General features: G+C 63.5%; 15 protein-coding genes. 10 read left to right on the top strand and 5 right to left on the bottom strand.

Features of this window, described 5'->3' with window-relative positions:
- The first annotated feature begins 19 nt into the window (after positions 1–19).
- From GXH28_RS09900 to GXH28_RS09855, 10 genes are all read left to right on the top strand, one after another.
- On the top strand, positions 20–1,231 hold the full coding sequence (locus tag GXH28_RS09900) for a S41 family peptidase (protein ID WP_169238865.1): 1,212 nt from the start codon (positions 20–22) through the stop codon (positions 1,229–1,231).
- A 57-nt stretch (positions 1,232–1,288) separates the two neighbouring features.
- Positions 1,289–2,614, top strand: coding sequence for a S41 family peptidase (locus GXH28_RS09895; protein ID WP_169238864.1), 1,326 nt, complete (start codon positions 1,289–1,291; stop codon positions 2,612–2,614).
- Positions 2,611–3,489: a hypothetical protein gene (locus GXH28_RS09890; RefSeq protein ID WP_169238863.1), complete on the top strand. Its 879-nt coding sequence runs from the start codon at positions 2,611–2,613 to the stop codon at positions 3,487–3,489. The genes GXH28_RS09895 and GXH28_RS09890 overlap by 4 nt, the downstream gene beginning before the upstream one ends.
- Positions 3,490–3,663: 174 nt before the next feature.
- On the top strand, positions 3,664–3,858 hold the full coding sequence (tatA, locus tag GXH28_RS09885) for a twin-arginine translocase TatA/TatE family subunit (RefSeq protein ID WP_169238862.1): 195 nt from the start codon (positions 3,664–3,666) through the stop codon (positions 3,856–3,858).
- A 47-nt stretch (positions 3,859–3,905) separates the two neighbouring features.
- The gene (locus tag GXH28_RS09880) at positions 3,906–5,003 is read left to right on the top strand and encodes a hypothetical protein (protein WP_169238861.1); all 1,098 of its coding nucleotides are present in this window, start codon (positions 3,906–3,908) and stop codon (positions 5,001–5,003) included.
- Between the two features lie 6 nt (positions 5,004–5,009).
- Positions 5,010–5,540, top strand: a complete 531-nt coding sequence (gene bcp / locus GXH28_RS09875) for a thioredoxin-dependent thiol peroxidase (RefSeq protein WP_206156793.1) — start codon at positions 5,010–5,012, stop codon at positions 5,538–5,540.
- 90 nt (positions 5,541–5,630) lie between these two features.
- A complete protein-coding gene (locus tag GXH28_RS09870; protein WP_169238860.1) occupies positions 5,631–6,644 on the top strand; it encodes an FAD-dependent oxidoreductase in 1,014 nt (337 codons plus the stop codon).
- 9 nt (positions 6,645–6,653) lie between these two features.
- Complete coding sequence (locus tag GXH28_RS09865; RefSeq protein WP_169238859.1) at positions 6,654–7,073, top strand: hypothetical protein; 420 nt, start codon at positions 6,654–6,656, stop codon at positions 7,071–7,073.
- 21 nt (positions 7,074–7,094) lie between these two features.
- Positions 7,095–8,651: an acyl-CoA carboxylase subunit beta gene (locus GXH28_RS09860; protein ID WP_169238858.1), complete on the top strand. Its 1,557-nt coding sequence runs from the start codon at positions 7,095–7,097 to the stop codon at positions 8,649–8,651.
- Positions 8,648–9,337 carry an acetoacetate decarboxylase family protein gene (locus GXH28_RS09855; protein WP_169238857.1) on the top strand — a complete coding sequence of 230 codons (690 nt, stop codon included), beginning with the start codon at positions 8,648–8,650 and terminating at the stop codon, positions 9,335–9,337. The genes GXH28_RS09860 and GXH28_RS09855 overlap by 4 nt, the downstream gene beginning before the upstream one ends.
- A gap of 7 nt (positions 9,338–9,344) precedes the next feature.
- Here GXH28_RS09855 and GXH28_RS09850 read toward each other — a convergent pair whose 3' ends face one another.
- From GXH28_RS09850 to GXH28_RS16365, 5 genes are all read right to left on the bottom strand, one after another.
- On the bottom strand, positions 9,345–9,905 hold the full coding sequence (locus GXH28_RS09850; RefSeq protein WP_169238856.1) for an NADPH-dependent FMN reductase: 561 nt from the start codon (positions 9,903–9,905) through the stop codon (positions 9,345–9,347).
- A 215-nt stretch (positions 9,906–10,120) separates the two neighbouring features.
- On the bottom strand, positions 10,121–10,489 hold the full coding sequence (locus tag GXH28_RS09845; protein ID WP_169238855.1) for a M48 metallopeptidase family protein: 369 nt from the start codon (positions 10,487–10,489) through the stop codon (positions 10,121–10,123).
- Complete coding sequence (locus tag GXH28_RS09840) at positions 10,486–13,419, bottom strand: type I restriction endonuclease subunit R (protein ID WP_169238854.1); 2,934 nt, start codon at positions 13,417–13,419, stop codon at positions 10,486–10,488. The genes GXH28_RS09845 and GXH28_RS09840 overlap by 4 nt, the downstream gene beginning before the upstream one ends.
- A complete protein-coding gene (locus GXH28_RS16370) occupies positions 13,416–13,907 on the bottom strand; it encodes a restriction endonuclease subunit S (RefSeq protein WP_240550315.1) in 492 nt (163 codons plus the stop codon). Before GXH28_RS16370 ends, GXH28_RS09840 begins: the two co-directional genes overlap by 4 nt.
- Positions 13,908–13,913: 6 nt before the next feature.
- A complete protein-coding gene (locus tag GXH28_RS16365; RefSeq protein ID WP_338140946.1) occupies positions 13,914–14,423 on the bottom strand; it encodes a restriction endonuclease subunit S in 510 nt (169 codons plus the stop codon).
- Between the last annotated feature and the right edge of the window lie 218 nt (positions 14,424–14,641).

Genomic DNA, 14,641 nt, shown 5'->3' with positions numbered 1-14,641 from the left:
GATGGCCCCATTGCGACCAATGAGCCGTATTGAGAAGGGATTGATCATCGTCGCTTTCTTCGTGTGGAGCGCGATGATGGTTGGCGCGGGATACGTGGGCCGCATGTTGCTCGCCCCGGTTGAACTGCGCATCGAGCGCATTGACCACTACGGCAGCAATCCACACGCATTGCTCGACGAAGCGTGGGGCCATGTGCGCGACCATTTCGTCGGCGTGGTGCCCAGCGATACCGTGCGCGAGTACGGCGCCGTGCGCGGCGCGCTGGCCACGTTGAATGACCCCTACACGACGTTCGTCGAACCCCAGGCGCGCGCGCTGGAGCGCGATCATATGCGCGGCAGATTCGGCGGCATCGGCGTCAGCTTCACCCGCAACGAACGCGGGGAGATCGTGCTATCGCCCATGCCCGATGGGCCGGCGGCCAAGGCCGGCGTGCGTGAGGGCGACATCCTGGTCGGCATAGACGGCACGCCCTTGCCTTCGCCAGCCGACCTGGAAGATGTTGCGCGTATCCGCGGCGAGGTCGGCGCGCCGGTGACCATCGAGGTGCTGCGCGGCCCACAACGCGAGCGATTGACGTTCACCATCATCCGGCAGACGATCGAGGTGAACTCGGTTGAATGGCGCACGATCACCACGACGGTGCGCGGCGCGTTGGCGACGATCGGCCACGTTCGCATCCGCAACTTCACCGAACGCACAGGTGAAGAAGCCAAGCGCGCACTCTCAGCGCTGTCCGCCGCGGACTCTCAGGCCTATCTCATTGACCTGCGCAACAATGGTGGAGGTTCACTGGCCGCCGCAGTAGAGGCAGCCAGCGAATTTCTGAACGACGGCATCGTCGCTATTGAGCAGCGGCGCGATCAACCTGAAATCGTGCATCGCGTGCGAAAGGGACACACCAAGCCGACGAATGGCAAACCCATCGCCGTATTGGTGAACAGCAACACGGCCAGCGCAGCGGAAATCTTCGCCGCCGCGATTCAAGATCACAAACGGGGCTTGCTCATAGGCGAGAAGACCTTCGGCAAGGGATCGGTGCAATTGATCTTCGACCTGTCGGATGGGTCAGCGGTGCGCGTGACGGCAGCGAAGTGGCTCACGCCGGAGCGACGAGCACTGGACGGGGCCGGCCTGACGCCGGACATCGAAGTGGTCGGCTCCGAGGACGCACAGCTCGAACGCGCCATCCGCGTGTTGAGCGAGGCCATAGGCAACGCCCGACGATGAGGTGGCGATTTGCAGAAAAAGACACGACGGGTTACACACGAACCACAGGTGAGGTAGATGATGGATAGATCGGACTCGGCCAGCAGCAGCCTGGTCAAAAACATCGCGCTGGGGTTGCTCGGCATGTTCATCGGCGCGCTGATTTTCATCCTCGGCATGACCGCCGGCGTTGTGTTGTCGCGCCCCGGCGGCCTGCTGTTCACAGGCGCCTCGCCCTTTCCGCCGAACGTCGCCGCGAGCGCCGGCGATAGCGACGCCGCAGCCGGACAACAGGAATTGAACTTTGCGTTAATCAACGAAGTGATCAACCGTTTACGCACACAATGGTATGGCGAGATGCCGTCGAGCGCGCAGCTCACTGATGGCGCGATCAAAGGTCTGGTCAACGCGCTGGGCGACGAATTCACACAATACGTCGAACCGCGCTTCGCCAAGCTGATGAACGAAGACATCACCGGCACATTTGAGGGCATCGGCGCGACGCTGAAACAAACGCCGTCGGGAGGCGTTCAGGTTGTGCGCACCTTTCCCGGGATGCCGGCCGATCGCGGCGGCGTGTTGCCCGGCGACATCATCGAGGCGGTGGACGGCGTCAGCACGCAGGGCCTCAATTCGACCGAAGTCGCGGCGATGGTGCGCGGGCCCCGCGGCACGACCGTGACGCTGACCCTGCGCCGCGCCAATCGCTCGCGGCCCTTCCAGGTGACGCTGGTGCGCGAGCGCATCGAGATCCCGCTCGTCTCAAGTCGGATGGTCGGCGATGGCTCGATTGGTTACATCAGCCTATTCGACTTCAGCCAGCCGGCCAGCAAGCAACTGGAAAAGCACCTCAAAGCGATCCTGGAAAAGCAGCCCAGGGCGCTGATCTTCGATCTGCGCGATAACCCCGGCGGGTTGCTCAGCCAAGCCAAGGAAGTCGGCGATATCTTCCTCAAGCGAGGGACGTTCGTCATCGAGCGCGACTATCGCGGCAACAAGAAGGTCACATCAACATCTGATCGCGGCATCGCGCAGGATATTCCCATGGTGGTGCTGGTCAACGGCGGCTCGGCCAGCGCGGCGGAGATCGTCGCCGGCGCGCTGCAGGATAGGGGGCGCGCCACGCTGATCGGCGAAAGAACCTTCGGCAAAGGGTCGGTGCAATCGCCACAAACGCTTTCCAACGGCGGCCAGTTGCGCATCACCATCGAGCGCTGGTACACGCCGAACGATCGCGCCATCCACGGCGTGGGCATCACCCCCGACTACGTCGTGAGTAACCCGCCGGAAGACGCGCGCGACGGCAAAGATCCGCAACTCGAAGCGGCTATCGAGTTCCTCATCACGGGGAAGACGCCGGCGCCGACACCCATCCCAACCGTCGCCCCGACACCGCTGCCATGAGATTTGCTTCTGGGCAAGAACAGGCCACACGCGCTGCAGACGCATCGGACAGGGCGTGCGCTTCCGACGCATCCGCCCTGTTGGCCCATCTGCCCAGAGCGACATGGCTGGCGCCGGTCGCCGTGTTCGGCGGCGCAGCATCCTCCGGCGCCGCCTTCGCGCGCCCTGGCTGGATGTTGACGCTGGCGATGGCCATGTTGCTGAGCCTGGCCTGGGTAGGGGTGTGGAGCACGATCGCCAGCGTGAACTGGTCCGCTCCCCTGTCGCTCTGGCAACGCTGGACACAAGGCGCGCCGCTCAGGACGCTCCCCTACACTCAGCCGGATTCCGACGCGGCATACGTCTCGCTCCGCATCGGCCAGCTCGTGAATTGGCTAGAACGCGAACTGTTGCCGCGCTACGGCGCAATCCTGCTTTTGGGGTTGATGGGGCTGGCCATCATGATCGTGTTGGCGGCGGCGCTGGGGCCGGCAGCAACGCTGTTAGCCATCGGCGTGATTTGCCTTGCCCAGGTCGCCGTTGTCGCCTGTCGCGGAGATGGCGCTCCGAACGCCTTTCTGGAGGGCGCAACCGTGGTCGGGCTGCCGATGCTGCTGGGCGCTGCGACCTTCGCACCGGTTACGCCGGACGTGTGGCTGGTCAGCGTGGCGATGGCCATAGCGTCCGCCGGCATTCGCGCAGGAGCGCCGCGCATGCGCAACGCCGGATATGTGTTAGCCATTCTGGCGGCCACGCTCACGCGGCAGCCCATCGGCGCGTTCGCCCTAGCAGTCCTCTGGGCGCCGCAGTTGATCCTAAACTTGCCACGCAACAACTACGGCTGGCTGGCAATTGGCCTATTGGCGTTCGCCGTCGTGCGGGCGGCTGCCGGCTAGTCGTCAGCGGCGGGTCGCGCCGGCTCGCATCGGTTGCGCCTGCCATCGCAGAAATGCCCCTGGCCCTTTTCTTTCGCGCGGCGCTTATAATCTCCGTCAACCTCCATCGTGGTGGAGGGCGAGCACTTGGACTATCGCGCCAACGCGCGACGATCAAAAAGGAGCGCAAAAAGCATGCCACACCTCGGACCGTTAGAGATCATCATCATCCTGGTCATCGTCATCCTGCTGTTCGGCGTCGGCCGCATCGGCAAGATCGGCGGTGAGCTGGGCAAGAGCATTCGCGAATTCCGCAAGGGCCTGGAAGGCGACGAGCCCAAGAAGCCGAGCGAGACGAAAGCTGAAGGCAGCGAGACACAGGCCTCGTGAACTGAGCGGCGGAGCGTCATCTTCCTGCGGTTCTCTCAACATTTCGGATGGCCAGATCGCTCTTCTCTGCGCTCTCGTCGCTTGGGCCGTTTAGCGCGATCTTGAGCGTGCTGCGCGAGGTAGACGTGCGCCCGGCGCGCATCGCGGCGGAGACACCCTTTCTGATCGCGTTCGTCAGCCGCGACGCGCAGTTTGCCGAACATCTGGCCGCCTTGATGTATCGCGGCGACCGACCGACCGATACGCCGCCTTATCGCGCAGCCATCGGCGCGCCGATCACCGACGCCGCGCCAATCTCGCGCGCGAACGTTGTGGTCATCGTCACGCGCGACACCCCCCAGCTCCTCGACGAAGCATTGCGGCTGAAGCGCGCGTTGGAAGCGTCGGACGTGCCCGTGCTCATGTGCTTCGTGCAAGAGCGCGGCGCGCCTCCGCCAGCGCAGAGCGTCACCTCCGGCCATGCCGTCACGTTGCCGCTCGATAACGGCGCGCTCGACGAGCAGACGGCGATCGAGCGCCTGACGGCAGCGATCCGCCAGCTCAACGCCATTGACGATCTGGCCCTGGCGCGTCATCTGCCTGCCTTTCGCGCGCCGGTGGTCCGCGCGCTGATCGAAGACGTCGCCACGGCCAACGCCACGTATAGCCTGGGCTCCGGCCTGCTGCAAATTAACCCTGCCACCGGCCTGCCGGTCGCCGTCGCCGACACCGTCATCCTGACGAAGAACCAGGCCATCATGGCCTACAAGATTGCGCTGGCGATGGGGCTGCCCGCAGATTTCAAACACATCATGCCGCAGATCGCCGGGGTGATCGGCGGCGGCCTCATCCTCCGACAAGTCGCGCGCCTGGCGATCGGCTGGCTGCCGGGGCTGGGCATCGCACCCAAGGTGGCGATTGCGTTCGCCGGCACCTTCGCCATCGGCGAAGCCGTCTATCGTTGGAGCCGATCGGGCGAACGGCTGACCGAGGATGGGCTGAAGGCGATCTACGCGCTGGCCCTAGAGCGCGGCAAGGCGCTGGCTGCCGGCCTACGTCAGCGGCGCGTCTCGCGCCCGGCCAAAGCAAAGGCCAACCCGTCCGAGCAAGCGATGATCGCGCTGCCGCCTTCGCCCAGTCACAACGGCGCGGCGCGACCGCATTGATGCGCTATGTTGAAAGTTGGCGATCCCGTCCCTGAGTTCGAGTTGATGTCCCAAAATGGCCCGGTCAAGTCGTCCGACCTGCTCGGCAGGCGCTACGTGCTGTATTTCTATCCGGCCGACGACACGCCGGGCTGCACGAAAGAAGCCTGCGGCTTCCGCGACAACCTGCCCAAATTCGAGTCGCTCGGCGTGCCGGTGTATGGCGTCAGCCCGCAAGATGTGTCGTCCAAGCAAAAATTCGCCGCCAAGCACGCGCTGAACTTTCCGTTGCTGGCCGACACCGACCACAAAGTGGCCGAAGCATTCGGCGCCTGGGGCGAGAAGAGCATGTATGGCAAGAAGTACATGGGCGTCCTGCGCACCACGTTCGTCATCGGCGCCGATGGCAAAGTCGAACATGTCTGGGAGAAGGTGAAGCCGGAAGGCCACGCCGAGGAAGTGTACCGCTGGTTGAACCCGACGGCTGAGGCGGCGGCCGCGCCCCGACCAACGAAGAAAGCCGCGCCGGCCAAGAAGAAGGCCGGCGCGAAGAAGTGACGGCCGTCCGCGCTCGGCGCGCGCGAGTCGGGTTCTTGTTTCGCGCGCCACGCAGACCATCATCGCCGACAATCGCAGCCTCGATGCACCGTGGATGATTTCACCCCCGACGTCCTCGTCATTGGCGCTGGCCTGACCGGCGCGATGATTGCCGCGCAGTTCGCCGAGCGCAACGCGCGCGTCGGCGTCGTGGATGCCCGGCGCGTCGGCCAAGGGGCGACGCGCCGCGCGCTCGGCTTGGCGACGCTCAGCCCCCACATGGCGCACATCCAGGAGACGAAGCATGGGCTCCAGCGCCTCAAACGCCTCGCTGCGCAGCACGGCGCGCTGCTCCAATCGTGCAGCGCGCTCCATCTGGCGACCGCTCCCGAAGGCGAGCGGGCCTTACAGCAACTCGCCGAAGCCGCGCCGGACGCCGGCCTCGAGTGGACGACCCAGCGCGACCTGTTGCCCCCCGGCTTCTCAGGCGGCCTGTTGGTGCACGATAGCGCGCTGGTGGACATTGACCGGCTGCTCGTCCGCCTGTTGCGCCATCCCAACATCGCGATTCGCCAACACGCCGAGGTGCTCCGGCTGGAGCGCAGCGACCGGGCGACCTATGCGCTGTGCAAAGACCTCACGATCAAGGCGCATTGCGTCGTATTGGCGACGAACGTCTACGTCGGCTTGCTCTCACCCTACTTAGCCGATTCGGTGCGCGGCGCGCGCGGGGCGATCTGGTCCTCGCAGCCGCTGCGCGACACCGGCACGCTCGGCCATCCCTACACCGGCATGCCGCTGCTCTTCGACGATGCGCAGTGGGCACTGATGCCGGGCAAAGACGGCGAGTGGCACAGCGCCGTGTGGCTCTGGCGCGAACGCGACGCCGACAAAGACCCTTCCGAAGTGTTGCGCCGCTTCCTCAGGCGATTCGACCTGGGCAAGCCCGAACAGACCCGCCGATGGATCACAGGCGTGACGACGACTACTGACGACGGCGCGCCGCGCGTCGGCCGCCTGGATGTCGAAGGCAACTTGCTTTATGCCCTCGGCCTGGGCGCGTATGGCTTGGCCTGGGCGCCCGTCGTCGCCGAGCAAATCGCGGCGTTGGCATTCGCAGGCTGAGCACTGGCGATGAGGCTTGCCCTAGTGGTCGCAACCGCGCTGTTTGCGCTCGCTAACGCCGCGCGCGCGTTCCTCGCCGTCCAACAGGCCGCGCGACTGCTGGATTTACCGGCTGCCGCGCCGGCGCCTTACGTCGCGCTCATGAGCGTCGCCTGGGCCATTGCCTTCGGCGCCTGCGCCGCTGGGCTGGCGCGCGCGCGCCGCTGGGCGGCGCGTGTTACCATCGTGGCCATTGTGTTGTATCAGGCCAATCTTTGGCTGAACCACTTGGCCTTCACCCGTTCGTCCGAAGCGAGCGCGCGCGCTGGCTTCGGCGCTTTGCTGAGCGCACTTTCCATCCTGTGCATCGGCGGGGCTGCGCTATGGCTAGACGTTCGGTCCGCAGGGCGCCAGGCCGAGGCACAACCATCGCCAAAATCCGATACCTGAATTTGATCATTTGACCGCACCATGCCCGACTCACCCGATCCTCGTATCCGCAAGCTGCGCGAACTACGCGCACAAACCCTGGTCGCCGGCGGCGAAGACAAGATCAAAGCGCATCGCGCCAAGGGCAAGCTCACCGCGCGCGAGCGGCTCGATCTATTGCTCGACCCCGGCTCGTTCCGCGAGATAGATGCCTTCGTCACCAACCGCCCCAGCGGCATTGGCATGAGCACCCAGCACTGGTTGACCGATGGCGTGGTGACCGGTTGGGGCACGATTGACGGCCGGCTCGTTTACGTGTTCTCTCAGGATTTCACGGTGATGGGCGGCAGCTTGGGGGCCGCTCATGCCAGCAAGATCGTCAAAATCCAGGAGATGGCGCTGAAGAACGGCGCGCCGATTATCGGCATCAACGACAGTGGTGGAGCACGCATCCAGGAAGGGCTGATGTCGCTGGTGGGCTACAGCGACATCTTCCTGCGCAACACCCTGGCCAGCGGCGTGATCCCGCAGATCAGCGCGATCATGGGGCCGTGCGCCGGCGGCGCGGTGTATTCGCCGGCGCTGACCGACTTCATCTTCATGGTGAAGCACACCAGCCACATGTTCCTGACTGGCCCCGACGTGGTGAAGGCGGTGACTCATGAGGATGTGACGTTTGAGGAACTTGGCGGCGCGTTGGTCCACAACACCACCAGCGGCGTGGCCCATTTTGCTGCGGAGAGCGAAGGAGATTGTCTATACCTGATCCGCAGGCTGCTCGGCTATCTGCCCAGCAACAACATGGAAGAGCCGCCATGCGTGAAGAGCAAGGACGATCCACTGCGCACCGACGACGCGCTGGATACGATCGTGCCCGATAACCCGAACAAGCCGTACGACATGAAAGAGGTGATCACCAGGATCGTGGACGACGGCCATTTCTTCGAGGTGCAGGAGCACTACGCGACGAACATCATCATCGGCTTTGCGCGCCTGGGCGGCCATTCGGTCGGCATTGTGGCCAATCAGCCGGCGGTGTTGGCCGGCGTGCTCGACATCAACGCCAGCGAGAAGGCGGCCCGCTTCGTGCGCTTCTGTGACTGCTTCAACATCCCGATTGTCACCTTCGAGGACGTGCCGGGCTTTTTGCCGGGCGTGGCCCAGGAGCACGGCGGCATCATCCGCAGCGGGGCGAAGTTGCTCTATGCCTACTGCGAGGCGACCGTGCCGAAGATCTGCGTGATCACGCGCAAAGCCTATGGCGGGGCCTATTGCGTGCTCAGCCCGCGCGCCACGCGGGGCGACCTGGTGCTGGCCTGGCCGTCGGCCGAACTGGCCGTGATGGGCGCCGATGGCGCGGTGAGCATCATCTACCGCCGCGAGATCGCCAACGCCGAAGACCCAATCGCCAAAAAGGCCGAGTTGGTGCGACAGTATCAGGAAGAGGTGACGAATCCCTACGCCGCTGCGCAGCGCGGCTTCATTGACGACATCATCGAGCCGCACGATACCCGCCCGCGCTTGATCAACGCGCTCCAGATGTTGCGCAACAAGCGCGACGCTAATCCGCCCAAGAAGCACGGGAACATTCCGCTGTGAGCACGCCACCTCCCTGGCACTTGACCGGCGACGGCTTCATCTGGCTGTTTCGCTTCTCGCGCGCCTTTGTCGAGCGCGACGGCTTCATGGCAGATTGGCAGCGCGCTCACCTTCAGGACACGCTCGGCGCGGTGATGCTGGTGAATTACCACGAGACCAGCGCAGGGCCGTATCACGAATTACTCTTCATCCCCGGGCGATTGCAGTTGATGGGCCGGCGCCTGTTTTCGATCAGCAAAATCTATGTGAGCACCGAGGCGAGCATGCGCGGCGGCATCGAGAACTGGGGCATTCCCAAAGAATGTGCTGCTTTCGCGCGTGAGCAACACGCCAACAGTAGCGTCTCCTATCGGGTCATGTATCCTGGCCGGGTGCTTTTCTCCGCAACGCTGGCGCCGTTTGGACCGCGCTTCCCCATCTCGTCCGCACTTGTGCCCTTGGCCGTGGCCCAGGCGCGGAAGAGCGATTTGCTCATCACGCGCCCCACCGCTCGGGGGACGGCGCGGCTGTGCCGTGTGCGTGAACTTAAGGTGGAGCCGGCATTCTTCCCCGACATCACTGCTTGCCGTCCGCTGGTGGTGATCGCTGTGGAGCGATTTCGGATGACCTTCCCGCCGCCCGAGGTGGCGCAGGGATATTTCATCAGAACCGCGCACGATGTCGCCGCCGCGCCGGGGACGGGCTGAGTTTGTGTCAGGCGGTTGATCGCAATCGGCGGGCCCACGCCACCAATGCGTTCAGTACTTCCCGGAGCTGGTCGCGCGCTTCCGGGTCGGTCAGCGCGCCGTCGGCGTCGAATTTTTGATGGGCCAGGGGGATCATCAGTTCTGGCCTGGGCAGCATCAGCAGGTTGAGATAGCCGGCGATCTGGCGGAAGTGAAGCTGGGCGCGCACCGTGCCGAAGCGCCCGCCCGCGCCGATAATAGCCGCCGGCTTGCCGTTGAAGGGCTGCTCATTGTAGGGCCGCGACGCCCAATCAATCGCGTTCTTCAACACGCCGGGGATCGAGTAGTTGTATTCCGGTACGGCGAACAGCAGCGCATCTGCGCCGGCGATCTGTGCTTTGAATGTGCGCACGGCTTCGGGGGGCGCGTGCTCATGATCCTGGTTGAAGAGCGGAATGCCGGATAGGTCGGCGATCTCCAGCGAAGCGTCTGGGGGCAACATCGCCTGTGCGTTGCGCAGCAGCGCGGTGTTGAACGACCCGCGCCGCAGGCTGCCGGAAATGCCCAGGATGTGAACGTGTATGGCCATACCGCGCGCAATTATCGCCGAGCGCGCATGTCGCGCGAGTAGGCGCCAGTTCGGCGACCCAAGCGGCCTGATCTGCGGCCGGCGCATCCCTGCAGCGCCCTCTGTGGCGGCGTGAATGGCGCGCTGCGATGTTGACGTGTGCCATCTCGCACGCTCCGCGCTTGGGGTTCACTTCAACGCGGAGGCGCCGATCACGCTTCGCGCCGGTTGTGATTCTACGACTTGGACACGATGTCGGTAGGCTTCTCCTGCTTGGTCAAGGAAGCCGTTTCGGCTGATGCCAGGTAGGCGTTGAGTAACGCCTTGAACACCTTGCCGTGGTTGGGCACTTTGAGATGGAGCAACTCGTGCACAATCACCTCGCGGCGAAACTCGGCGGGCTGACGCAAGAGGTTAGTATCGAAGGTAAGCCGGCCACGCGAGGAACAACTCGCCCATTTGCGTTTCATAGGGCGCAGGTGAATCTCCCGCACACACTCTGTAACGCTGAGGCGCTTCGCCCACGCCCACACCTCGGCATGAAACACGTCTATCGGGACGGCTTCTTCCAATGGCTGCCAATCCGGTCTTGTCTCTTTCTTCATTCGGCGGCCCTCCGCAATAGGTTCAGGATGGCGTCCGCCCAGGCGACAACCTCGCTGATGCCAGCCGCCAGCAACGCCTTGTACAGGGCTGTGCGCAATTCGCCTTCCTGCTTGCGGCTGCTCATCCAGTGCGGCAGAGCAGCAAAAGCGTCCTCCATCTTCTGCGCGACCGCCCGGGCCTCTTCTGCCGGGACCTGATGGGTGCGCAGCCACCATTCCACGGCAAACGCCTGCGGCGCGTAGGGGCGATCCGACAGATCGCCCATTTTGCTGCGGCGTTCTTCTTCAGCTTCTCGGAGTTGTCTCACCAAGTCCTCTAATTCCTGCAGTGCCTGCTGGGACTCAATGAGGCGCTCCTCAAAACGCCGGCGAATCTCTTCGGCGCGCTCGCCGATGGAGAGCAGGTAGGGAGCAGCGCGCCCCTGTTCCTCCACCAGACGGTGTAGTTCCTTCAGCAGGTTGAAGACTTTGACCGTTTCGGGTCTTTCCGCGGTCAGGAGCGCCAGCAACGCGGCCGGGCCGATTTCGTAGGTGGCCTGTGGCTCACGGAGGGCATCGGTGCGGCTGTGCTGCTGAACGATCTCAGCCGTCTTGCGCAGGAAGGATTTGTCCACCGGCACGTGCGGCTCGTAGGCGGCGCGCAGCAGGCGGTACATCTCCACCAGCCGCTGATAGTCTTCCAGGTAGGGGCGTAGGAAAGGATCGGGGGAAAGGATTTCGTAGATTTCCTCGACCTCGCGAAAGTAGCGGTAGAAGGCTTCCCGCGGCTCCTTATCCCGGAAGTGCTCCAGCACGGTTTCCGCTGCCTTGTCTGCGGACTTGCCGGCATATAGAGGCAAATAGTCGGTCCGGGCTGTGCTCATCAGGGCAGCAAAGCGCTTTTGCAGCACTTCGATGCCCTCCACCACGCCGCTCACGTCCTGCGAATCGAAGGCCAGCGCCCGCTCCAGGTTCTCGAAGACGCCGACGAAGTCGAGAATCAGCCCGCTGGTCTTGCACTGACCGTCCTCGCTCTCGTACGGACGATTGACGCGGGCGATCGCCTGCAAGAGCACATGATCCCGCATGGGCTTGTCGAGGTACATGCAGTAGAGGATGGGGGCGTCGTAGCCGGTGAGCAGTTTCTCGGTGACGATAAAGATCTGCGGGTCCTCACCCGGCTTGCGGAAGGCGCGGCGCAGACGCGTTTCCTCTTCCTCGCTCAGGTGATAGCGCTTGAGGTGCGGAGGGTCGTTGTGGCCGGCGCTGATGACCACCGCGCTCCACTCCGCAGGCAGGTAGCGGTCGAGAGCTTCTTTGTACAAGGCGCAAGCCTCGCGGTCGGCGGCGACCAGGAAGGCCTTGTAGCCCATCGGCTGGACATACTGCCGGAAGTGGTCGGCGACAAAGGCGGCGACTTTGTCCACCCGCTCACGGTTCTTGAGCATGTTGGTCAGCGTCACGGCGCGGTCGAGGACGCGATTGAGTTCCTCCACCTCGGCCACGCCCTCGAGTTCCGCCAGGGCCCAGAACTCGCGCTCCATCGCCTCGCGGTCGGCCATCAGGTCGTTCGGGGCCAGTTGATAGTGCAGCGGGACGGTGGTGCCATCCTCGATGGACTCGCGGATGGAGTATTTGTCCAGGTAGCCCTGCGGGTCATCGGCGCCGAAGACTTTGAAGGTGCCCTTGCCGTGCGCCGTGCGGTCAATGGGCGTGCCGGTGAAGCCAATGAAGACGGCGTTGGGCAGCGCGCCCATCAGGTAGTTGCCCAGGTCGCCGCCGGTGGAGCGATGGGCTTCATCTACCAGCACAAAGACGTTGCGCCGCGTGCAGAGAGCCGCTGGCATGTCGTCGAATTTGTGAATCATTGAGACGATCAGCCCGCGCGTATCGGCCTTGAGCAGGTCGCGCAGGTGGCTTTTAGAGCGCGCCAGGTGCACCCGTCCGAAGCCGACCGCTTCCAGGTTCTGGAACAGTTGGCTCTCCAGTTCGTTGCGGTCCACGATGAGCAGGACGGTGGGATTGTCGAAACGTCCGTCCTCAATCAGGCGACGGGCGATGGTCAGCATGGTATAGGTCTTGCCGGAGCCTTGCGTGTGCCAGATCAGGCCGCGGCGGGGCGCTTTTTGTGCGGTCACTGCCTGATAGGAACGCGCCAGAACGCGCTCGGTGGCGCGCATCTGGTGCGGGCGCAGGACAATCTTCTGCAGTTCGCCGTCCTTGCGGGCAAAGAGGATGTAATCGGTGAGCACGCGCAGCACGCGCCGCGGGGCGATGAAGGCTTTGACGAGCGTCTCGAAATCGGCGGCATTGGTTGCTTCGCGCCAGTTGAAGAGCGCCTTACGCGAGAGCGACCAGGTGGCGCCGTAGAAAAATTGCACCAGGTGGGTGAGGGCAAACAGTTGCGCCTGCGCCATCAGGTCGGGTGCCTCCTGATGGTAGCGGCGTATCTGATCGAAAGCCTCGGCGATGCCCTCCAGGCGGGTCGCGGCTTTGGTCTCGATGAGGATGACCGGGATGCCGTTGATGAGGAAGACCACATCGGCGCGGATGCGGCGGGCGCCGCTCTGGAAGGTGAACTCGTCGGTGACGTGGAAGCGATTGGCCTCCGGGCGTTCCGGGTCGAGCAGGGCAAGATTGCGCTCGCGCCGCTCGGCCTGGACGAAGACGGTCTTCAGCCCCTTGAGGTACTCCCAGGCCTCACGGTTGCCCTCGATGTCGGCGCGCACGGTGAGCAGGCGGCGGATGACCTCTTCGGACTGAGCGGCCTCCGTCACCACGCCGGGGTTGAGGCGCTGGATCTGCTCCACCAGCACAGGATGCAGGAAGGGCTTCTCCTCGCCGCCACGCATACGCAGGGCTTCGTCGGGGGGAAGATATTCCCAGCCTGCTTCCACCGCGTAGCGGATGAGCGGGTTTTGGACGGTGTGACGTTCAGATGCCAGGGTCATGGTTGCTCCTCCTGCTGGAAACGTGCGACAAATTCCGCCGGCAACCGTCGTTTCGCCGTCATCAACTCATGCAGCAGCGAGCGGAACAGTTCCTGCGCGGCGCGCGCATACGCCTCCTCCGCCTCAATCCGCCGATCCACCGTTTGCAGGATGCGGGCGATTTCGTGTTGTTCGGAGAGCGGTGGGAGGGGGATGGGAAGAGAAACAACAACTGCTTTTGGAAGACGTTGTCTTCCTGTTGTGCCTTCCATCTTGGATGCAAGATTCTGACGAACTTCTGCCTGCAAAAGATATAGAGCAAGATATTCTGTCAAAATCTCTCCTTTAGGGCGTATCGGGAAGACTTCCGTAGACGCATAGCCCCAACCGCCTGGAATATCTTTCACAATACCCTGTTTGCCGTTTTCAAGACAGGGGGTGATCTTTGCTAGCAAAAGATCACCCTCGGTAACAAATACACCGCTTCTTATCTTTTCTATCGGCTTCAATTCCCATTAGGAGATAAAAATCCCATTTTCTGGAATAAGTGCCATTGGAATGAATGGGAGCAGATTGTGCTTTTCTTTTGGAGTACGGGCAGGTCTAACCTCCGCCACCTCCCCCAACCGCACCACCCGCCAGTGGGTGGGGAGGGGGCCGAGTTCGGTGTCCTGCAGGGGCACGGCATCCCGTACTCCTACGGCCACCGGCCCATAGGTGAACAGGTGGCGCATCAAGCTCTTTTTCAGTTCGCGCAGCGCGGCGACGACCCGCTCGCTGGCCTCCTGCGCCCGCTGCACCGCCCGCAGCACATGCGTAATGGCGCGCTGCTCGGGGAGAGGAGGAAGGGGAATTTCAAACTCCGCCAGGTCCCTGAACGCAAGACTTCGCCTCACGCTTCCCCTGGCCATCGACATCCTTTTGATTTCGCGTTGCCACCTCGTGCTCTTCAAGACGAGGAACAAGAAGTGGGGATCAAGCCCGCTGTTCGGGCGAACTCTGAAGACGACGTAGGCTGGGCTCACCAATCCACAAGGGCGGTTTCCAAGCAACGCCAACGATCCCACATTGATACGATAAGGATTGTAGGCAAAATCCCCAGGCTCTACCACCTTGTAATACCGCTTGCGGAGTCAAGGTGTGCTAAATAAACTTGGCGTATGAGAACAGGACGACCGCGACAACCGATTGAGATCGCTGAGAGCGTCGAGCAGTTGTATGCCCTGTATCGCCAGGAGAAGGA

The organism is Candidatus Roseilinea sp. NK_OTU-006 (genome assembly GCF_012931985.1).
Taxonomy (GTDB): Bacteria; Chloroflexota; Anaerolineae; order J036; family Brachytrichaceae; genus JAAFGM01.
The sequence above is the reverse complement of the archived record's forward strand: the minus strand, read 5'-3'. Positions and strand labels throughout refer to the sequence as shown.

Coding starts and splice junctions, on each gene's coding strand:
- GXH28_RS09900 (WP_169238865.1), top strand. CDS start 20: ATGAGCCGTATTGAGAAGGGATTGATCATCGTCGCTTTCTTCGTGTGG.
- GXH28_RS09895 (WP_169238864.1), top strand. CDS start 1,289: ATGATGGATAGATCGGACTCGGCCAGCAGCAGCCTGGTCAAAAACATC.
- GXH28_RS09890 (WP_169238863.1), top strand. CDS start 2,611: ATGAGATTTGCTTCTGGGCAAGAACAGGCCACACGCGCTGCAGACGCA.
- tatA (WP_169238862.1), top strand. CDS start 3,664: ATGCCACACCTCGGACCGTTAGAGATCATCATCATCCTGGTCATCGTC.
- GXH28_RS09880 (WP_169238861.1), top strand. CDS start 3,906: ATGGCCAGATCGCTCTTCTCTGCGCTCTCGTCGCTTGGGCCGTTTAGC.
- bcp (WP_206156793.1), top strand. CDS start 5,010: ATGTTGAAAGTTGGCGATCCCGTCCCTGAGTTCGAGTTGATGTCCCAA.
- GXH28_RS09865 (WP_169238859.1), top strand. CDS start 6,654: ATGAGGCTTGCCCTAGTGGTCGCAACCGCGCTGTTTGCGCTCGCTAAC.
- GXH28_RS09860 (WP_169238858.1), top strand. CDS start 7,095: ATGCCCGACTCACCCGATCCTCGTATCCGCAAGCTGCGCGAACTACGC.
- GXH28_RS09850 (WP_169238856.1), bottom strand. CDS start 9,905: ATGGCCATACACGTTCACATCCTGGGCATTTCCGGCAGCCTGCGGCGC.
- GXH28_RS09845 (WP_169238855.1), bottom strand. CDS start 10,489: ATGAAGAAAGAGACAAGACCGGATTGGCAGCCATTGGAAGAAGCCGTC.
- GXH28_RS09840 (WP_169238854.1), bottom strand. CDS start 13,419: ATGACCCTGGCATCTGAACGTCACACCGTCCAAAACCCGCTCATCCGC.